17 protein-coding genes are annotated in these 19,653 nt (G+C 60.5%); 5 read left to right on the top strand and 12 right to left on the bottom strand.

What is annotated here, in order from left to right; all coding sequences use genetic code 11:
* Nucleotides 1–97: 97 nt before the first annotated feature.
* Nucleotides 98–1,138 carry a helix-turn-helix transcriptional regulator gene (locus tag HMPREF0762_RS08795; RefSeq protein WP_006363333.1) on the bottom strand — a complete coding sequence of 347 codons (1,041 nt, stop codon included), beginning with the start codon at nucleotides 1,136–1,138 and terminating at the stop codon, nucleotides 98–100.
* A gap of 143 nt (nucleotides 1,139–1,281) precedes the next feature.
* Here HMPREF0762_RS08795 and HMPREF0762_RS08790 point away from each other — a divergent pair, with 143 nt between their 5' ends.
* Both HMPREF0762_RS08790 and HMPREF0762_RS08785 read left to right on the top strand, forming a co-directional pair.
* Entirely contained in the window at nucleotides 1,282–3,078 is a 1,797-nt protein-coding gene (locus HMPREF0762_RS08790) for an ABC transporter ATP-binding protein (protein WP_006363332.1), read from the top strand.
* On the top strand, nucleotides 3,079–4,824 hold the full coding sequence (locus HMPREF0762_RS08785; RefSeq protein WP_006363331.1) for an ABC transporter ATP-binding protein: 1,746 nt from the start codon (nucleotides 3,079–3,081) through the stop codon (nucleotides 4,822–4,824).
* Between the two features lie 337 nt (nucleotides 4,825–5,161).
* Here the strand turns inward: HMPREF0762_RS08785 and HMPREF0762_RS08780 are convergent, their stop codons facing one another.
* Both HMPREF0762_RS08780 and HMPREF0762_RS08775 read right to left on the bottom strand, forming a co-directional pair.
* Nucleotides 5,162–6,451 carry a hypothetical protein gene (locus HMPREF0762_RS08780; RefSeq protein WP_006363330.1) on the bottom strand — a complete coding sequence of 430 codons (1,290 nt, stop codon included), beginning with the start codon at nucleotides 6,449–6,451 and terminating at the stop codon, nucleotides 5,162–5,164.
* Between the two features lie 976 nt (nucleotides 6,452–7,427).
* A complete protein-coding gene (locus HMPREF0762_RS08775) occupies nucleotides 7,428–8,258 on the bottom strand; it encodes a TatD family hydrolase (RefSeq protein ID WP_040619502.1) in 831 nt (276 codons plus the stop codon).
* Nucleotides 8,259–8,467: 209 nt separating this feature from the next.
* Here HMPREF0762_RS08775 and HMPREF0762_RS08770 point away from each other — a divergent pair, with 209 nt between their 5' ends.
* Nucleotides 8,468–9,112, top strand: coding sequence for a GNAT family N-acetyltransferase (locus HMPREF0762_RS08770; RefSeq protein WP_006363328.1), 645 nt, complete (start codon nucleotides 8,468–8,470; stop codon nucleotides 9,110–9,112).
* A 130-nt stretch (nucleotides 9,113–9,242) separates the two neighbouring features.
* On the opposite strand, the gene HMPREF0762_RS08765 is transcribed toward HMPREF0762_RS08770, so the two are convergent.
* The 6 genes from HMPREF0762_RS08765 to HMPREF0762_RS08740 all read right to left on the bottom strand — a co-directional run bounded on the left by HMPREF0762_RS08765 (nucleotide 9,243) and on the right by HMPREF0762_RS08740 (nucleotide 16,344).
* Nucleotides 9,243–9,977 (bottom strand): tRNA threonylcarbamoyladenosine dehydratase, encoded by a 735-nt coding sequence (locus HMPREF0762_RS08765; protein WP_006363327.1) that lies wholly within the window; start codon nucleotides 9,975–9,977, stop codon nucleotides 9,243–9,245.
* Between the two features lie 174 nt (nucleotides 9,978–10,151).
* Entirely contained in the window at nucleotides 10,152–11,147 is a 996-nt protein-coding gene (locus tag HMPREF0762_RS08760; RefSeq protein WP_006363326.1) for an MBL fold metallo-hydrolase, read from the bottom strand.
* A gap of 95 nt (nucleotides 11,148–11,242) precedes the next feature.
* Nucleotides 11,243–12,634, bottom strand: coding sequence for a Na+/H+ antiporter NhaA (gene nhaA, locus HMPREF0762_RS08755; RefSeq protein ID WP_040619589.1), 1,392 nt, complete (start codon nucleotides 12,632–12,634; stop codon nucleotides 11,243–11,245).
* 335 nt (nucleotides 12,635–12,969) lie between these two features.
* On the bottom strand, nucleotides 12,970–14,097 hold the full coding sequence (locus HMPREF0762_RS08750; RefSeq protein WP_006363324.1) for a 5-methyltetrahydropteroyltriglutamate--homocysteine S-methyltransferase: 1,128 nt from the start codon (nucleotides 14,095–14,097) through the stop codon (nucleotides 12,970–12,972).
* 308 nt (nucleotides 14,098–14,405) lie between these two features.
* Nucleotides 14,406–15,602, bottom strand: a complete 1,197-nt coding sequence (locus tag HMPREF0762_RS08745) for an ABC transporter permease (protein WP_006363323.1) — start codon at nucleotides 15,600–15,602, stop codon at nucleotides 14,406–14,408.
* Nucleotides 15,595–16,344 carry an ABC transporter ATP-binding protein gene (locus HMPREF0762_RS08740; RefSeq protein WP_040619501.1) on the bottom strand — a complete coding sequence of 250 codons (750 nt, stop codon included), beginning with the start codon at nucleotides 16,342–16,344 and terminating at the stop codon, nucleotides 15,595–15,597. The genes HMPREF0762_RS08745 and HMPREF0762_RS08740 overlap by 8 nt, the downstream gene beginning before the upstream one ends.
* A gap of 114 nt (nucleotides 16,345–16,458) precedes the next feature.
* Between HMPREF0762_RS08740 and HMPREF0762_RS08735 the strand changes: the two genes are divergently transcribed.
* Both HMPREF0762_RS08735 and HMPREF0762_RS08730 read left to right on the top strand, forming a co-directional pair.
* Nucleotides 16,459–17,037, top strand: coding sequence for a TetR/AcrR family transcriptional regulator (locus HMPREF0762_RS08735; RefSeq protein WP_006363321.1), 579 nt, complete (start codon nucleotides 16,459–16,461; stop codon nucleotides 17,035–17,037).
* A 144-nt stretch (nucleotides 17,038–17,181) separates the two neighbouring features.
* Nucleotides 17,182–17,619, top strand: coding sequence for a hypothetical protein (locus HMPREF0762_RS08730; protein WP_006363320.1), 438 nt, complete (start codon nucleotides 17,182–17,184; stop codon nucleotides 17,617–17,619).
* A gap of 67 nt (nucleotides 17,620–17,686) precedes the next feature.
* Here HMPREF0762_RS08730 and HMPREF0762_RS08725 read toward each other — a convergent pair whose 3' ends face one another.
* From HMPREF0762_RS08725 to HMPREF0762_RS08715, 3 genes are all read right to left on the bottom strand, one after another.
* Nucleotides 17,687–17,977: a type II toxin-antitoxin system RelE/ParE family toxin gene (locus HMPREF0762_RS08725; RefSeq protein ID WP_006363319.1), complete on the bottom strand. Its 291-nt coding sequence runs from the start codon at nucleotides 17,975–17,977 to the stop codon at nucleotides 17,687–17,689.
* Between the two features lie 3 nt (nucleotides 17,978–17,980).
* On the bottom strand, nucleotides 17,981–18,250 hold the full coding sequence (locus tag HMPREF0762_RS08720) for a type II toxin-antitoxin system RelB/DinJ family antitoxin (protein WP_006363318.1): 270 nt from the start codon (nucleotides 18,248–18,250) through the stop codon (nucleotides 17,981–17,983).
* Between the two features lie 414 nt (nucleotides 18,251–18,664).
* The gene (locus HMPREF0762_RS08715; protein ID WP_006363316.1) at nucleotides 18,665–19,411 is read right to left on the bottom strand and encodes a class I SAM-dependent methyltransferase; all 747 of its coding nucleotides are present in this window, start codon (nucleotides 19,409–19,411) and stop codon (nucleotides 18,665–18,667) included.
* Nucleotides 19,412–19,653: the final 242 nt, after the last annotated feature.

Raw genomic sequence — 19,653 nt, 5'->3', positions numbered from 1 at the left:
GAGGCGCCAAGGATGCGTTCCGATTGCGGCCCGCAGCCTCGCGCCGGTCGTGCGATCCGGAGCCATTGCCCTGGCCAGGGCGCTTCTCGCCGGAAGCTCATGTGCGGTTTCGGCGCCACGCGGAGGGCGTCATACCGGTTTCCCGGCGAAACGCCGCGCACAGGCCGCTGCGGTGTTTGAATCCGACCTGCCGCGCCACGTCGTCGATCGTCTCTTCGGAAAACGCGAGCAGTTCCTCCGCTTTTCTCATGCGAAGACGGATGCCGTATGTCCCGATGCTTTCTCCCGTCACGCGTTTGAAGGTCTCGCACAAGTACGTGCGTCCTACATAGAGCCGTCCTGCAAGCTCGGAAATGGTGAGAGGCTCATCGATGGTTTCGGAGAGAACGGTCTTCGCGGCGCCCACGATATCCTCGTCGGCATGGCGGCCTGCGGCCTGGCGACGCATGGCCTCGTCGTGCCGGTACGCCGCGAAGCTCCCGATGGCTTCGCGCATCTTCCCTGAATAGAACAGCGACGCTCCCGGCTTGGAGGCATGCCGCATGGACAGGGAGCGCAGGATCTCCCGGAGTTCGAGCGATTCGTCGAGTGCGATCGGGGCGTTCGTTTCTTCGAAGGCTGCGGCGGCTTCGGGATTGCGGTCCAGGAACGGCTCGAACAGAATCACGTTGGCGGCTCGGTATATCTGGTCGGTTTCCAAGGGGAATGCATACGATCCCGGATGCATGGTGGCTGCCATGACGTGGTTCTCGAGTCCAGGTGAGAACGGAGCGTTCATTTCGAGAGCCGCATGGTCCCAGGGCGACCGATCCGGCGTCTCGGATGCGGTTCGGCGCAGCGCCTTCATGTCTGCAGCCGATACAAGGGACAGCATCGCGTAGGGGGTCTCCGGTTTTTCCTCGAGAATGGTCGGGGCGTTCATCTTGACGCACAGCATGACGATAGCGCAATCGTCCTCGATGGGGCTCGACCACATCCATCCGCGCGCGAGCGCCGAATCGATGCGCATGAGCGATCCATAGGCGATGGGAGCCGGAGAGGCTCCGAACTGCATGAGCTGCGTGGCGAAAACGCTGCGCACGCGCGGATCCAACGCTGAAAGCGCTCGTTCGAGATCGTTTTCGACGGCGCGAGGCATAGAGCCTCCTCACTAGGTCTGCACTGTTTCGTACGGAATGCGTTGCCAATCGTTCGTCTTGCAGAATGAGGCGGCGTGCATCTTCTTTCAATAGTTAGACTACTTTAACAAAATAGGACCCGCATGTGGAAGGAAGGAACAGCATGTCGAAAGGAAAGGAAGCGCAGAAGGGGGTTCTGACCAGGCTGCTCGCCTTCGCCGGACCTCATAAGCGCCTTACGTTCCTCGGGTGCGCGCTCTCCGGCGCATCCATGGTGGCGAGCATGGTTCCCTATGTCGCCATTTGGCTTGCAGCTCGGGATTTGATTCAGGTGGCGCCTGACTGGGCGGCCGCGACGAACGTCGTCCTGTACGGCTGGATCGCGTTCGGCTTCGCCATAGGCGGCCTGGTCGTGTATTTCCTCGGGCTCATGTGCACGCATCTCGCAGCGTTCAGGACCGCGTCCAATATGCGCAAGCAATGCGCCGAGCACCTGATGAAGACCAGTCTCGGGTATTTCGATACGCATGCATCGGGATCGCTGCGCCGCCGCATCGACGGATCGGCCGCCGCGACCGAGACGATGCTCGCCCACAATCTCGCCGACATCGTGGGCACGATCGTGCTGTTCGTCGGCATGGTCGTCCTGCTTCTCGCCTTCGATTGGCGCATGGGGCTTGCGTGCCTGATGGCAGCCGTCGTATCGGTCGTCTGCATGATGTCCATGATGGGCGGCGACCGCGCTCGGGTGATCGCCGAATTCCAAGCCTCGCTCGAGGATCTGGGAAAGGCCGGCACCGAATACGTGCGCGGCATTCCCGTCGTGAAGATATTCCAGCAGACGGTCTATTCGTTCGCCGCGTTCCGCCGCGCGATCGAGACCTACAGCGAGAAGGCCCAGTACTTCGAGGGAAAGATCTGCCGCATCCCGCAGAGCATAAACCTCACGGTCACCGAGGGCGTCTTCGCGCTGCTGGTGCCGGTGGTGGTCCTGCTGGCTCCTACCGCCGCCGATCTTCCAGGATTCATCTGCGACTTCGCTTTCTATGCGGTGTTTTCGGGCATCATCTCGACGGCGCTCGCGCGCGTGATGTTCGCGGCGAACGGGCTGAACACCGCAGGCGATTCGCTTTCGCGCATCGAGGAGGTCATGGCAGCTCCTGAGATGTCCGTTCCAGAGCATCCGCAGCGTCCGGCGGACTTCTCGATAGAGTTTCGCGATGCGAGGTTCTCATATGCGGGCGCCGATGCCCCGGCGATCGATGGGATTTCCTTCAAGGTTCCGGCGTCTTCGACGTTCGCGCTGGTCGGACCGTCGGGCGGCGGGAAGACGACCGCTGCGAGCCTCATTCCCCGATTCTGGGACGTCGATGAGGGCCAGGTGCTCGTCGGCGGCGTGGACGTGCGCGACATCGATCCGCATGAGCTGATGGCCCTCGTGTCCTTCGCATTCCAGAACGATCGGCTCTTCCGCATGAGCGTCTTCGACAACGTGGCCATCGCGCGTCCGGGCGCCACGCGCGCCCAGGTGGAGGAAGCGCTCGAGGCGGCGCAGTGCGCCGATATCGTAGCGAAGCTTCCCCAAGGCCTGGAAACCCAGGTGGGATCCGAAGGCGTGCACCTGTCCGGAGGCGAGCAGCAGCGGATCGCCTTGGCGCGCGCCATTCTCAAGGATTCCCCCATCGTCGTGTTGGACGAGGCCACGGCCTTCGCCGATCCCGAGAACGAAGCGCTTATCCAGAAGGCGATCGAGCGTTTGGCCGAAGGCCGGACGGTCATCATGGTCGCCCATCGCCTCTCGAGCGTCGCCCATGCCGATGGCATCGTGGTGCTCGATCGCGGGCGTGCGGTCGAGTCGGGAACGCATGACGAGCTCGTCCGCGCAGGTGGGCTGTATGCGCGCATGTGGAAGGACTTCTGCACCGCGATTGACTGGAAAGTCGGAAAGGAGGTGTCGTAGATGCTGTTCGGGGAAAAATTCAAGCATACGTACGCGCTTACCGATTCCGGCGTCGCCATCGCGCGTCGCGGTACGTTCTGGACCGTCGTCGTCAATCTGGTCGACATGGGCGGCATCATGTTTCTGTATCTGCTCATGAAGCAGCTCATGGACCATCTGTCGGGAGAAGGCGATCTTCCGGGCATCGTCCCGTACGCCGTCGGGCTCGTCGCGTTCCTGGCCGTATCGTTCTTCGCGCACTTCAAGCAGTACGGCGCGACCTACAGCAGCGTCTACGGAGAGGTGGAGGCGAAGCGCCTGTCGATCGCCGAGCGCCTGCGCCGCCTCCCGCTTTCGTTCTTCGGCCGTCATGAGCTTGCCGATCTGACGGAAGTCCTGATGGGCGATGTGGCGACGCTCGAACATGTCTGGTCGCACGTGCTCGGGTATCTCTACGGCGCCTATATTTCCACGGCGATCGTCGCCGTCGGGCTTCTTGCGTTCGACTGGCGGCTGGCCCTCGCCGCGCTCTGGGGCGTGCCCGTGGCGTTCGCCCTGCTGTTCGGTACGCACCGGAAGGTTGCGAGCAAGCAGTCCGAGGTGCGCATCGCAGGCGTGCGCGTGGCCGAGGGCCTTCAGGAGATGCTTGAGAACGCGCGTGAGATCCGCGCGACCAATCAGGAGAAGCGCTATCTTTCCGGGCTCTTCGGCATGATCGACGACCACGAGCGCAAGATGGTGCGTACCGAGCTCATGTCGGGCATGTTCATCAATGCCGCCGCGGCCATCATGCGCCTCGGCATCGCGTCGACGGTGCTCGTGGGCGCCTCGCTCATCGCGACAGGACAGATCGGGTTCATGACGCTCTTCGCGTTCTTCCTGGTCGTGACGCGTATCTACGGGCCGTTCGACCAGGCGCTGGCTCTCATTGCCGAGGTCTTCTACTCGGAGGTGTCGGCGACGCGCCTGCAGAGCATCTACGACGAGCCTATCGCGGGCGGCAAGGAATCCTTCGCGCCTTCGGGCCATGACATCGCGTTCACGGATGTGAGCTTCGGATACGATGCGGACACGGTGCTCGAGAACGCGTCGTTCACGGCGAAGGAGGGCGAGGTCACGGCGCTCGTCGGTCCGTCAGGTTCGGGCAAGTCGACCTGCGCGCGCCTAGCTGCGCGCCTCTGGGATGCCGATTCCGGCACCATCGAGGTAGGCGGCGTGGATATCCAGACCGTCGAACCCGAGGTGCTGCTCGGCGATTACTCCATGGTGTTCCAGGACGTCGTGCTCTTCGACGACAGCATCATGGGGAATATCCGTCTGGGTCGGCGCGACGCCACCGACGAAGAAGTGCTGGCTGCCGCACGTGCTGCGAACTGCGATGATTTCGTGAGCCAGCTGCCTCAGGGATACGATACGCCCATCGGCGAGAACGGTGCCCGGCTCTCGGGCGGCGAGCGCCAGCGCATCTCCATCGCCCGCGCGCTGCTCAAGGACGCTCCCATCCTGCTGCTCGACGAGGCTACGGCGTCGCTTGACGTAGAGAACGAGACGCAGGTCCAACAGGCGCTTTCGCGACTGATCGCAGACAAGACCGTGCTCGTCATCGCGCATCGCATGCGCACGGTCGAGAATGCCGACAAGGTGGTTGTCCTGAAGGAGGGCCGTGTGGTCGAGCAGGGAACGCCGGCCGAGCTGCGCGCGCGGGAAGACGGTCTTTTCGCGCGCATGACGCGGCTGCAGAAGCTTTCCGAGGCGTGGTCGATCTAAAAAAAGGGGGACGGCCGCGTTGAAGAAGGAACTCCCTGGGACGATGCCGCCCCAGGGAGTTTTTTTAGAGCCGAATTGCCCTTCAACGTGTATTGACAACTCATTAAGACGAATACGAAAAACAAAATCGCTGCCCGACAATTCGCCCGCAATGGATACGCAAGATCATCGGGCTGCGGCACGAATGTGTTCAATCCCGAAGGCGGCATCGACAACTTGCACGCAATGGACGCACAAGATCATTGGCCATGTCTTGCGCGTTAGAATGCAGGTGATAGCGGCGGAAGGCTTCGGACGCTATCTGGAAAAGCCCGATGCGTCTGGCTTTCCGTCTCTTCTATGCTCTCGAGGCGGTATCGCTTTGGGACGAGCTCGAGTTGCCGGTTGCATTTTGGCCGGAGGCGGCTTCGTTCGACGATGTCGATGAGCCGTTCGAGTCGGTCGAGGGAGACGACGAGCCGGAACCGTTGCCGTTCGACGCGTTCTGATCGGAGCCCGAAGAGCCCGAACCGTTCGTTCCGGATGAACCGTTGGATCCGGCATTGGCATCGCCTGCGCCGCTCGAGGCGTCTGCGGAAGATCCGTTTTTGTTGCTGGCCGAGGCATTCGAGTTCGAATCCGCGGTCGAGTCGGCGTTGCTTCCCGTCTTCGTCGACGATGAATCGTCGTTCGCTGCGGACTGCTTGTCCGTGTCGGATTCCTTGGAGTCGGACTGGCTGTTCGAGCTGCCGGTATCGGACTGTTCGGTTGCCGGCGTGTCGCTTGCAGTGCCGAAGACGGCGTCGGACACGCTTGATTTCTCTCCGATGCCCTTGCCTTCCGTCACGGCGAAAATGATGAAAGCCGAAAGAGCGATGGCGATAAGCCCTGATGCGATAGCGACGATCACGACGCCTCGTTCCGTTTTCGCCCGATTGGCGCGGCTTATTCTGGCTGCGCGGAGGGCTGCCGTCCGTGCGCTGTGGGATTGGGCAGCGCTTCGCTCCATGGGAGGCAGTGCGGAGTCAGGGGTGTCGGAGGATGGCATTGCACCGCTTTCACCATGGAGGACTCTCGTACGCTGCGCGTCGTAGGCGTCTTGCATGCTGCGGAGGACCTTCGTGCCCTGTGCGTCGCGGGCCTCTTGCGCGCTCTGCGCGCCGGGGGTTCGCAGGGTGCTCGCATAGGGACTGCGTGCGGTTGCCACGGTTTCGGCCGGATCGCTTTCTGCCAGGCCGATTCCAGGTAGAACCTCGGTTTTCCCGTCGGGCCCGAAAACGCCCGTCGCCTTCTCTTTAACCTTGTCGGCCGACTTTGCGATGGTGTTCTTGTATACCTGCGTCGATACGGTCGACACGATGGAGCCGAGCGCGACGCCGATGACCGACCCTGTAAAGCCGATGATCGATGAGAAGAACATCGAGGTCAGAGCAGCGAGAGCCGTTGCTGCGATTTGGACCGGAGATATTCCGGTGAAAATGCCTTTTCGCTCGGGTTCGGGTTGCTTTTCGATGTCGGGCGACGCGTCGGCCAAGACCTGACTGGCTGGAATCCGATCGGGACTGGCTGGAATCCGATCAGTCGAGACCCAGCCGGCCGGGGCTTGGTCGGCCGAGGTTCGACGAGTATTTTGAAATGAACGGTTCATATCGACTCCTTGTTCGACTCTCACCGTAGTTGCGAGATGGCAGAGACGGGAAAAGCGTTACGAACCGTAAACTCATCACGACGCGCTCTGGATATTTGCTGCATCGTTTCGCGATAGTGCGCGGAGCGCTGAAGCTCGCTTGAACTCGTCTAAGGGCTCGCTTGGTTTTGTCTAAGGTATCCCTCTTGGCTCCACCCGGGGATTTGCCCGGTTCTATCCGAGGGCTCGCTTCTGGTTTCATCCGGGGGGGGGTCGCTTGATCTCGTGCAGGGGTTCATCCAGTTTTGTTCAAGATCCCGCTTGGTTTTCTCCAGAGGCTCGCCTGACCTCGTCCAGAAGATCATCCGGTTCCGTCAGGAACTTGTCCAGTTCCGTCCGAGGGTTCGCTTGGCCCCTTCGCTCAGGGGTTCATACGGTTCTATTCAAGGACTTGCATCTGGTTTCATCCGGGGTTTTGCGTGACTGTCGAAATGCGTGCGCACAGATTCACTCCCAACTGACAAGAAATCAGTGCTTAGGGGGATTTTGCAAGTCGAATTTGCGGGCAAGGCTTTCGCATGGATCAATATCAAGGCTTGTATTGAGATAGGCACAAGATGTAGTGGTTGAAATCATCCTGTCTCATAAGATTCGATTCAGATTTTGATTTCCTATACCCCCTAAGCGTCTATATTTTGGCAGTACGAGGCGAAGTACGCGCGTTTTTTCGTTAAGCTCTGATTTTTTGGAAGATGTCCTGCCGTGCGTTTGCGAAATGAAGGGTTCAGGCGGCGGCCCGCCCGACGGGATCCCCTAGCATACCCGACGGACCCCTTGACACTGGCTTTTGGCACACGACGAGATCCCTTGACACTGGCTTTCGTCACACGACGGGATCCCCTGACGCCAGCTTTAGGCGCCCGACGGGACCCTCTGATACCAGCTTTCGATGCCCGACGGAACTTCCTGACGTCAGCTTTCGATACGCGATCGATCGCTACACGCCAAGCAGTCTTCGGCTCGATTCCGTAATCCTCTCAAGCGCGTCCTCGCCGCGTAGGGCCGCGACGCTCTCCGCGGCGCGCCGAAGGTCGGCGATCCATTCGTCGGCCGATCCTTCGTATCCGGCGGCAGGCGGCCAGTCGGTTTCCAGCAGCAGCTGGGCTATCGGCACGGCTTTCACGTATTCTCGACCTTTGCGCGTCGCAAGCGATCGGGTACCGAACGAGAACCGGCATCCGAGCTTGATCGCGCGCGCGAGTTCCTGCGACGATCCGCTGAACCAGTGCAGGATGCATGTGCACGACTCGATTGCATGCATGCGTTCGAGCAGGTCGAGCACCGTATCAGCGCTCTTCACCGCATGGATGGAGAGGATGCGGCCTCCTTCGGTCGCGCAGACCTTAAGAACGCGGGAGAACGCTTCGACCTGCAGGGCTTTCGCTTCCTCGACGGTTGCGGGGCGTCGGCACCTTCCGTCTGCCTCTGCCTCGTCGTAGGTCGCGATGCTTCCCTCGAGGCATCTCTTCCCGAAGTCGAGGCCTATCTCGCCTATGAAATGCGTCTCGCGCGCCAGGTCGGCGGATGCCTCGACATCCTCATGCGTCACGCGCCCGTCGGCTACCCACCAAGGATGCATGCCCGCTCCGACGCGCACGTTCCTGCACGGGGTGAGCGTCTTGCGCGCCGATTCGTATGCTGCAGGGGAGACGGTCGCGATGAAGGCTCCGGTTCCGAGCGCCTCTGCCTCATGCGCAATGCGTGCAGGGTCCTTACAGAAGTCCAGGTGACAATGCATGTCGAAGAGGCTAGGAGGAATATCGGCCATTTCCGCTCCTTTCGGCATTACCGAAATGCATGCTGAAAGGCATTATTGGCGTTGCATTCGCGCGCTTCAAGCATGGATGTCGGTTTTTCGATCCCGCGCGCCTTGCGCGGATCGCCGTCTTTTTATAACGTCAAAGTATTCCCGCACGCGAGAGGGTCGATCCGACCGATCGCATTGCGTCAGACAGTTCGGCGAAAGGGAGGCGACGGATGGAGAACATGGACGGCGATATCATGACGAAAGATGTCGTCATCAGGGAATTCAATATCGCCGACCGTGCAGTGGCCGCGCGCTTCGCCATGGAGGGCATGCATCTTGACCGCTATGTCGAGAACGCGCTTGAACGCTGGATATACGAGAAGTATGTCATACGGGAGGCCCTTGCTCGTTCGAACTATCTTATCGGCGCGTATCGGGACGATAAGCTCGTCGGCTTTTTGTTCGGATGTTTCAAGGGGCAGCCGCTCCCTTATCGCAATTCACGATTCATCTTCCTTCAGCGCCTGTTCAAGCTATTGGAAAGGCTTTCACCTTCCTCGTCTCGGGGCGATGCGTACGATGCGGCGAACCGCGCCATGAAGGCGTCGCTTCGTTCTGAACCCGATGTCGAACTGGTGTTTTTTGCGATCGATCCCGCCTGCAAGGGAAAGGGCGTCGGCACCAAGCTGCTCGCCGCCTTCGAGCGCGCTTGCGCGGGGATGGATATGTTCCTGCGCACCGACGATGCCTGCACCTATCAGTTCTACGAGCACCGCGGCTTCATGCGCGCGGCAGAGCGCGATGTCGCGATGGGAGGCTCCAAGGGGACCTTTACCCTGAAGTGCATGATGTACGTGAAGCATGTGGATGCATAGGGCATCGACGAGGCGTCTTTCATGTCGGATGTCGTGCAGGAGGAACCGATTTCCCCAGAGGAGCTTATCCGCATCATCATTCTGGGGGCGACAAGGGTTTCACTGATTCCCTTGAAGGAGCGCGAGGCGGCTAGCCTTCAAGCCCGACGATGGTGCGAATGACCTCGCCGGCTATCATCTGGCCCATGATGGGCGGGAAGTACGGCATCGTGCCCAACCCGCCGCGTTGCCCGCGCTCTTGACCTTCAGGCGTCGTCGCGGCGCGCGCCTCCTCGGTCGAGAAGAGGACGCGCAGACGGCGGATGCCGCGATTACGGCATTCTTTGCGCATGATGCGCGACATGCGGCAGTTGAACGTGTCGTTGATATCGGCGAACCGCAGGAGCTCAGGATGCAGCTTATTGCCGCCTCCCATGGCGCTGACCAGCCAGAATCCATGCTCCTGCGCGGCTTGCGCAAGAGCGAGCTTCGTCGAAACGGTATCGATCGCATCCACGACGTAATCGGCGCGCAGTGCGTAGTCGCTCACGATGGCGTCGACATTTTCCTCCAGCACGAACGCATCGACGACCTCGACCGTTGCCGTAGGATTGATGTCGGCGATCATATCGCGCATGACCTCGGTCTTCTTCTGCCCGAGGGAATGCTGCCAGGCGACGGCCTGGCGATTGAGGTTGCTCGGCTCCACCACGTCATGGTCGACGAGGATGAAATGCCCGACGCCGCCGCGCGCGAGCGCCTCGGCGCAGTTCGAGCCGACGCCGCCGATACCGATGACCATGACCGTGGCCGCAGCGAGCGCCTCGACGCCCTCGGGCCCGATCAGGCGCTCTATGCGAGAGGTTGCGTCTTCGTCTGCGGACATGGTATCTCCTGGTCGATTGCGCGTAATGACGGATCGGCTTCACGGATTGCCGTCATCGCGGAGGGATGCGGATGCGTCCGAAGGCGTACGAACTTCCAGCGAATCATCCTTCGCGCGGCGAAGTCGTGCGATTCCGAATGCAGTGCAGCGTGCGATGCTCGCGATTATAGCGCGCTACGCAGGCTCGTAGCGGAATGCGCCCGTCCCATCGACGCGCCGCGCGATGCGCCTCTCGTTGACCAGATGATCGAGCACGACCATGCCGTTTTCCAAAATGCATTGCTTGAGCAGGATAGGCGTTTCATCCCAGGATTTGCCGCGCGTGTTCCAAGGGACGAGGCGGATCGCCTGCGTTCCCGTGATGCCGGGGCGTTCCTTGATCGCCTTCCACGTCTGTTCGACGCGCCGGTGGCGATGGCCGATCAACCAGTCGATACGCTCGTTCACGCCGCCTTCGATCTCGCCGTGCGAATGGAACAGGCGCGATACCTGCAGATCTTGAACCTTGCGGAGGCTGTCCAGGTAGTTTTGCAGGGTGTTCGGGTCGGAAACCGAGAAACGAAGTCCGGGCGAAAGCACGAAAAGGATGTGGTCGCCGCCGAAGTAGACACGGCTTTCGGGTTCGAACAGCGTCAGATGCCCCTGCGTGTGGCCCGGCGTTTCCACCACGCGCAGCGAAAAACGTCCGATATCGATCATGTCGCCCTCACCGACGAAGCGCAGGTTGCGTTCAGGCGATATCCAGCAGTCATGCGCGAGTCCTTGGGCCGCTGCTTCCCTCATGTAGCTCTCGGATGCTCCCTCGGCGCGAATACGGTCTTCCAGCTGCCGCACGAACAGGTCGGTTCGCTGGAACGCGCTTGCCTCGAAATCAATGCGCGAGAGATAGAGCGGGGCATCTGCGGGAACGACGCGATCGACGAGGCCGGCATGGTCCATATGAAGATGCGTGAGGAAGTATCGCGCGCGCGAAGGGTCGATGCCCAGCTCGTCGAACGCGGCCATCAGGTACGCATACCCTTCATCGGACGGTGCGCCCAGATCGACGACCAGGCAGTCGTCGCCGTCTTTGACGACGTAGCAGTTCGTGCCGCGCGTGATGACGTTCGGGTAGGGAACGTCGATCAGGAAGACCTCGGGCGTCGAGGCCACGCGTATGCAATGATTCATAGGGACCCTTTCTGTTAAAGGAATGCCCTGCATGCGGGTTGCGAATGGCGGTCGGCAACGGCCGTCGTGTCAAGGGCGGCCGCCGTCGAGCTCGATCACGCTGTCGTCTCCGCGAGATTATCCGTCTTACAGCTGTCGTCCTGCGCGTCTTTTCGGCTGACGAAGAGCAGCAGCAGGAATCCGGCCACGCCGGCGACGAGCGATGCGGATAGGATGCCCACCTTCGCGATGGTCACGGCCACCGGGTCGACGAATGCGAGGTTCGCGACGAAGATCGCCATCGTGAAGCCGATGCCGCCGAGCAGCGCAGCGCCCACCATATGCGCTGCGCGTGCGCCGGACGGCAGGCCGGCCAGCCCGGATTTCACCGTGATAAGGGTCATGGCCAGAATGCCGGCGGGCTTGCCGATGAGCAGGCCGAAGAACACGCCGTAGAGCACGGGGCTCGCGAATACGTTGCCAAGCGTGCCGTCGACGAGGCGCACATCGGCGTTCGTGAGCGCAAACAAGGGCAGGATCAGGAAATATACCCAAGGGTAGAGGTATTTCTCAAGACGTACGGCGGGCGGGATGACCTGTTTTGCCACCTTTGAGAGCTCGGCTACGGCTTTCAGATAATCGCCTTGCGCGATGACGGGCGTTTCAGGAGCGAAGCTCTCGCGGGCCTGTTCCACCTTCCGCCCGCTCCAGTCGGCGAACGTATGCAGGTTCACGTGCGATCCGGAGGGGATGGCGAAGGCGAGCAGCACGCCGGCGATCGTCGAGTGGATGCCCGACGAGAAGATGCAGTACCACAGCACCACGCCGAGCGCGATATAGGGGGCGAGCGCATATACATGCCGCTTGTTGAGCGCGATGAGCGCGATCATGACGAGCGCCGCCGCTCCGAGCCACGGGATGCTCGGCGACTGCCCGTAGAAGATGGCCAGGATCAGGATGGCGATGATGTCGTCGGCCACGGCGAGCGTGCTCAGGAATACGCGCACGCCTGAAGGGATGCGATCGCCGAGCAGCGAAAGGACGCCTAGGGCGAACGCGATGTCGGTGGCGGTGGGGATGCCCCAGCCGCTTGCCGTGGCGGTGCCGAAGTTGAAGGCGATGAAGATGAGGATGGGCGCGACCACGCCGCCGGCCGCCGCCATGATCGGCAGGATCGCCTGACGGATGTTCGTGAGCTCGCCGACCGTCATCTCGTATTTGATCTCAAGGCCTACGAGCAGGAAGAATATGGCCATGAGCACATCGTTGATGAAATGCGCGAGCGTCATCGAGCGCACGTTCTCGCCGAATCCGAAGGTCAGGTGAGCATGCCAGAACCCAAGGAAGGCGTCGTAGATCGGCGAATTCGCCACGATGAGCGCGAGAATCGCGGCGACGAGCATGACGCCTGCGGCCTTCGTGGACGAATGCGTGAATTCGATCCACCTGAAGTAATGCTTCACGCGTTCCCTGGTCTCGTCTATGTAAAGATCGTGTTCGGTCTGCACGGGTCTATCTCCTTGCTGGCGGCCGGCGATGGGAATCCGGCGGTGCGGTGCGCGGGCGCATAGGGTCGGCGCAGGCGTGGCGATGAGACGGGCCATGCGCCGAAGTGCGCGGGCGGAAAACGCGATTGGTTTCAAGCGATTCACTTTAGCATGGAGAACGATGCGCGCGGAAATCGAAACGGATCGGTAAACGAATGAAGGCGCCGACGACGATTCGCCGGCGCCTTCATTCGCAAGGCGCACAAAGGGTTTCTGCCTTCACTCCGCCGTCCTACGAGCAGGGCAGCGGGGATCCGAACCGCATGGACGGCGGAGAGGGTCCTCGGATCGAACCCTTAGCCCCAGACCTCCTCGGCGATCTCGCGCACGAGCGCGACCTTGGCCCACTGCTCGTCTTCGGTCAGCTTGTTGCCGATTTCGCAGGATGCGAAACCGCACTGCGGGGAAAGGCAGAGGTCTTCCAGCGGCACGTAGGTGGCCGCTTCGCGGATGCGGGCGATAACCTGCTCCTTATCCTCGAGCTCGGGGCTTTTCGTGGTGATGAGACCGAGCACGACCTTCGTCCCAGGCTGAATCTGGGCGAGCGGGGCGAAGCCGCCGGAACGCTCGTCGTCGTACTCGAGGAAGAAGGCATCTGCGTGTTCGCGGGCGAAGAAGGTGGAGGCAACGGCTTCGTATCCGCCGGAGGATGCATACGTGGAGTGGTAGTTGCCGCGGCAGACGTGCGTGTTGATGGTCAGGCCTTCGGGGCGGGCGTCGAGGACGCGGTTATTGACGGAGAGGAACTGCTCCTGCGTACGCTTGAGCCCCTCGGCGTCGCTGCCAAAGAAGGCCTCGGCCTTCTCGTCGCAGAGCATGCCCCAGCTGCAGTCGTCGAACTGGATGTTTCGACAGCCCGCATCGAAAGCCTGCTTGAGGAAGGCTTCGTATCCGGTCACCAGATCATGTTCAACTTGTGCGTCGTTCTCGTAGAACTCCTCGGTATGTGCGCGGTTGAAGGGCAGGACGAGCTGCGCGAGGAACTGCGCGGGTGCGGGAATCGTAAGCTTTGCCACGACGTTTTCGTCTTCGAGCGCCTGAACGAAGCGGAAGTGCTCGATGAAGGGATGCTCGCCCTCGAGCCTGATCTTGCCGGTCGCATAGGTGTCGTCGATCTTCGCCGTTTCGCCATGAAAAGGCAGGCCGGTCTCGGTCTTGCTGTGGCCGATGCCCGCGAATCCCCACATGAAGTCGAGGTGCCAGGTCGCGCGGCGGAATTCGCCGTCGGTGATGACGCCGAGACCGGCCGCCTTCTGTTTTGCGACCAGGTCGCGGATCGCGTCGTCCTCGACGGCCGTGAGTTCGGATCGGGAGATCGTTCCCGCCTCGAAGTCGGCGCGCGCGCGACGCAGCGCTGCAGGGCGCAGGAAGCTGCCGACCACGTCGAATCGGTGCGGGGTTTTCTTATCGTATGCGATGGTCATGGGTCTCTCCTTCACGAGCCGGTTGTTCGATGCGGAGAATCCTATCACCGTGGTTTGCTATTCACTAATACTTAAATTTGATACATAGATATAGAAATTATCTATAGCAATGCTGAGAGGTGTCCCTATAGTTCTATCAACCAGAAGTTTCGACCGATATCCCCTTATGAGGCAATGCGTGCGCAGGTTCCCTGCGAAGGGCACGGAAGGCGCGACACGAACATACGGATTACGGCGTGGGCTCGAGTCAACGCGAGGCGGAAAACATCGATTCCGATCCGTCGAAAGACGATGGATGCAGATTCGGGTCATCGGGCGCGAGGACGTCTCATGCCGAGGCACGCCAGCGTGAAGAAGAAAGCGGCGAAGCCCCACATGATGGCGAGTGGTGCGGTGACCGCCTCGAGCCCCGCGCCGCGCAACATGACGTCGCGCAGAGCCTCTGTGCCGTAGCCGAGCGGCAGCGCCGAGGCGACGGCACGCAGCCAGGCGGGGGCTTGCGAGAGGTCGAAGATGCCCGAGAGCATCAGCTGCGGCATGACGAAGGCGAGCAGCAGCTGGATAACTTGGAAAGGGCTTTCCGCCAGCCCCGAGACTGCCAGGCCCAGGGTGAGTGATACCGCCGCCATCGAGGCCGCGAGCGCCGCGATGAGCAGCGGCGAGCCTTCGTTCGGGAAGCCTATCACGCACACGGTGAAGACGATCGTGGTGGCCGTGTACAGGAGAGCGATCAGGCCGAACCCGAGCAGGTAGCCGCTGGCGACCTGCCAGCCCCTCACGGGCGTGACGAGCAGCCGCTCCCGCGTGCCGCAGGTCCGCTCTGCGAGCAGGCTCATGGAGCCGGTTATGAAGACGAACATGAACACGAACAGTCCGATGAAGACCGGGCCGTAGTAGTCGAAGACGGACCAGTTCCCGCTGCCGTGGAGATAGTCGACCTCGATAGAGGTGAAGGGCATGGAGCCCTCGATGTCGGGGATGTCGTCCGCGAGCGATTCGGCCTCTTCCACCGCCTCGCGGACGCCGGCGGGCAGGCGTGAGAGCGTCTCGTCGTCGATGTCGAGATCGATGGAATCGATGCGCTCTTCGAACCCCTCGGCCTGGGAGAGAAGCTCGTCACGGGCAATCTTCTGCTGCTCGACCAGGGCGGATTGGACGGCGGAGAGCGCGGCGGCGGTGCGCGAGGCGTCCGCGCCCTCGACGCGCACCTCGAGGACGTGGCCGTCGCCCGCCGAGACGACGGCATCCACCTCAGCCGCCTCCAAGAGCCGCTGCGCCTCCTGGGTGTCTACGGCCTGCAGGGTGCAGTCCTCGTCGCAAAGATGCGAGACGAAGCCATCGGGGACGTCGACGAGCGCGAGACGGGGCACGTAGGCGGGCGATCCCAGGACCAGGTAGAACAGGAGAAAGGTGACGCAGGGGGCAACCACAAGCGTGGCGACCATTCTCTTGTCGCGGGCGAACTCGACGACGATGCGGCGGGTCACCGCAAGCAGCCTACGCATGGTCGCCCTCCTTTCCCTCCGGCTCCACCAAGGCGATGAACGCCTCTTCCAAACTTCCCGTCGACGTCGACTCAAGAATCGCGTGCGGGGAACCCGTCCGCACGAGACGACCGTCCCTCATCAGGGCGACGACATCGCAGCGGGCAGCCTCATCCATGGCATGGGTCGTCACTAGCAGCGCAGCGCCTTCGGCGGCAAGCGTTCTGAACAAGTTCCAGAGCTCGGCGCGCCGTACCGGGTCGAGCCCTACCGTCGGCTCGTCCATTACCAGGATCTCGGGTTTCGCAAGAAGCGCTACGGCAAGTGAAAGGCGGCGTTTCATGCCGCCCGAGAAGCTGTCGACGAGCTGGTCGCAGGCGTCTTCCAAGCCGATGAGCGGCAAGAGCTCCGCTATCCTCTTCCTGACCTTCGTGCGGGCAAGCCCCTGGAGGGCGCCGAAGAATTCCAGGTTCTCACGGGCAGTGATGCCCTCGTACAACGCCGTATCCTGAGGCATGTAGCCGAGCTTCGATCTCATCGTCGGATAGGGTGCCGTCTCGTTGCCGAGGAGCACACGGCCTGAAGTCGGGACCTCCGATCCGACGACGAGGTTGACGAGCGTCGTCTTGCCGCTCCCGGAAGGACCGATGAGCCCCGTTACCTGACCTTGTCGAACCTCGAGCGAAACGCCGTCGAGCACGGACTTTTTTCCGAAGCTCTTGAATACGCATTCGATGCATACGAGCGTTTTCCCTTGAACCATAGCGGCTTCCTTCCATAAAATGGACATTGTGTCCGATTTGATTGTGCGGGACGGATTGCATCCGTTCAAGCGACAGAACAGGCGAATGTGTCCGATTTTCATGGAGGGGTGCGTATGGAAGAGCATGATTCAAAGACTGTCGCGGCAACGAAACAGCGCATCACCGACAGCCTGTTCGAGATCATGAGAGACGATTCGATAGAGCACGTGACCGTGCGCGAAGTGTGTGGGAAGGCCGGCATCACGCGGTCTACGTTCTATACGCACTTCTCAAACGTCTACGACGTGCGCGACCGATGCGAGGCCGAGGTATCCGAACGGGTCGAACACGTGTTTTTTCCGGAAGTTCTCAGCACGCTCGGCTTGGGAGGGCGCCGAGGGTGTGTGCGGGTCGCACGGCGCGTCGAAGAGGCGCTCGGGGATCATTTCGATCATCTCGCGGTGCTCCTCAACGGGGGTGACCCGGCTTTTGTCGAAAGGGCGCGCATGGCTGCGATGGATGCGGTCTCCTCTCACCTCGGTATCAAGAAGGTGTCCGAGCGGCAGGCTCTCGTCTTCTACGGGACGTCGAGCATGCTCCTGAGCATGTACGCGCACTGGCTTGTGTCGGATCGCAGCATGCCGCTCGAAGAGCTCGTCGCGACGGCCCGTTCCGCCGTTCTGCATGGGCCGGCGAGAACGATGCTCGGATGAGCTCGATCGTCTGAGCGTATGTCGACCGAAGAGCGCAAAGCCCAACGGCCTCATCCGACCGAACCTCATTTCGCAATAAGCGATTCCTTTATGAAAAACTGCAGGTAGAATAGCTGTATGACGAAAAGGGGAAGGAGCGTTCGAATGTGCGAAGAGTGCTATGTCGATGAGAGCAGGGCGACCCCGCTGCTGAATCCGCGGGACTGTCTGGAGAACCACACGCAGTACATCTGCGGGACGTGCGGAAGGTGCATATGCATCGAACGTGACCCTCATCGCGGACTGCAGCGGTGGAACTTCCCTTTCAAGTCGCTTGAGATCGCGAAGCTGTACCTGCGCACCGCCGACTACAGCATGAAGAAACCGTGCGGCATTTTCGAGATAGCAGGGGAGCGCGGCAGGCTTTCGTACAAGATATTCGCGGACGGCGAGGATCTGCAGTCGTACCTGAAGAAGAGCAAAGGGAAGTCGTGCGCGTCCCTGTCGCCTGCCTTCATCATGGATGAATATCGGGAATACGCGGGCACGCAGGCGCGGAGGCTCGAGCCCGACGAAGTCGAGAGGTATATGTCGGAGCGATAGGCTGGATTTTCGATTCCGGCATCAAAGAATCAGTCGAGAGCGGTTCCTTCGCCGAGATCGGAATTCGTTATCCAAACAGCTCGTCGTGAGTTCCCGTGCGTTGAAAGACAGCGAGTCCGGCACCTTCGCGCCAGATGATAAGCCAGTTGCCAGCATTATCGACGTGGCATTCCCGGCTTCCCGACCATTCACCTTTGAGTTCGTGCATGGTATGCCTGCGACGAAGCTCTTCCAGAGATTCGGGGGTGTTCTGCAGCACCAAATCTACAAGGACCTTGAGCAGTTCAAGGTCGACATGCTTTTTCTTCAAGCGCTTCGAGTCTCTTTGGAATTGCGGAGTGAATTCCGCCCTCAGCACTGCTTAGACTCCCATTGCGGCGAACATATCATCGGCCGAATCGTAACCAGGGCGACCTTCGGCAATGATGGCGTCGGCATTCTGAATGGACTCGAGCGATTCTTGGTTAGGCTTGGGATATTCGAGGGTCAGGGGAATTCTCTGCTCGCGCACCATTTGCTTGTAGAAAGCGCGGGTCACCGATGAAAGGTCGAATCCGAAATCCTCGGCGATTGAACTGGCAGCGCGTTTGGTCGTTTCGTCAATCCTGATCGTCACAGATGCGGTCGTCATATCGCACCTCCTCTTATGTAAGATAGCTATATTAACTTGTCTTGCAATCGATGACAACTGCAAGACAAGTTAATCATGTATGTATCTGCATGCGAGTGGCCGATACGGTATTCGCAACTCTGAATGAACCGCCTTTCATCATGGATGAATATCGGGAATACGCGGGCACGCAGGCGCGGAGGCTCGAGCCCGACGAAGTCGAGAGGTATATGTCGGAGCGATAGGCTGGATTTTCGATTCCGGCATCAAAGAATCAGTCGAGAGCGGTTCCTTCGCCGAGATCGGAATTCGTTATCGTTGCCAAGAGCTAGAAAAAAGAGTGACGAAATGGCCGCTGCCGTTGAAAGACTGATGGGCCGCGTCCCGAAAGAAATCGGGCATCGATGCAATCGTCGAATGACGACGCGCAGAAACCTATTTGACGCTCAGCGTAGCGACGTAGGATGTCACGTTGTGATCATGAAGGTTCCCTGCGCCGTTCGTATCGTCGTAGAGGCCCTTTAAGGCGAAGCCGGCTTCCAACTGTCCGTTGACTTGTTCCTCGATAGTATGGGAGAACTGAATTCCTTCGCTACTCTTAAGCGATCGCTTGAGGTGTTCCTCGTTTTTCAATGGATTGAACGGCAGCGTATTCGTTATGATACGTTCTTCCTCGTCAACCGCATAGTTGATTCCGATATCCAGACCCGCAAGCAGAACACCCCCTTTTTTAAGTACGCGGTGGCACTCTTGCCATATCGGTTTGACCTCTTCGACATAACAGTTCGAGACAGGATGGAACACCATGTCGAAGCAGTCGTTTTCGAAGGGCAGAGGTTTCGTCATGTCCGCCTGGACGATGGAGATGTCATAGCCTTCTCTCTGTGCGACGATCCTTTCGCTCTCTATTTGCCTATCCGAGTAATCGAGGACAGTGCATTCCGCTCCAAGCGCGGTGAACACGGGCATTTGCTGTCCGCCGCCGCACGCAAGACCCAGAATCTTCTTACCTGCCAGTTCTCCCAGCCATTTTCTTGGGACGCCCTTCGTTGGCGTAAGCCTGACTTCGAAGTCTCCATTGAGGGCTTTGACATATTCTTCGTGAGAAATGCGCGCTCCCCACATCCAGCCGCGATCGACCCAAGAGTCGATCGCGGCTGCATTCATCCTCGTGTAATCCATTGCGATTCCTCTTCTGGCCCGAACATCAACGCAGTCCGTTTACCGGCTTTCCGCGAGACAGCTCAGGAAATCATAGCAGGTTCGACCTCATGCATCCTGTCGATGGAGCCTCGGTGCATCCAGACAACGGTCTCAAGAGAAGCGGAACGGGCTTCCTGAAGAATTCTGAAACCGGGTCCCGATAGAGGCGTTGGCGGCGAAAGTCGGGATATCATGCCGGAAAACAATGCTCGCAAACGCTG

The organism is Slackia exigua ATCC 700122, assembly GCF_000162875.1.
Classification (GTDB): domain Bacteria; phylum Actinomycetota; class Coriobacteriia; order Coriobacteriales; family Eggerthellaceae; genus Slackia; species Slackia exigua.
Note: the sequence above shows the minus strand (reverse complement) of the source record. Positions and strands in the feature narration are given on the sequence as shown.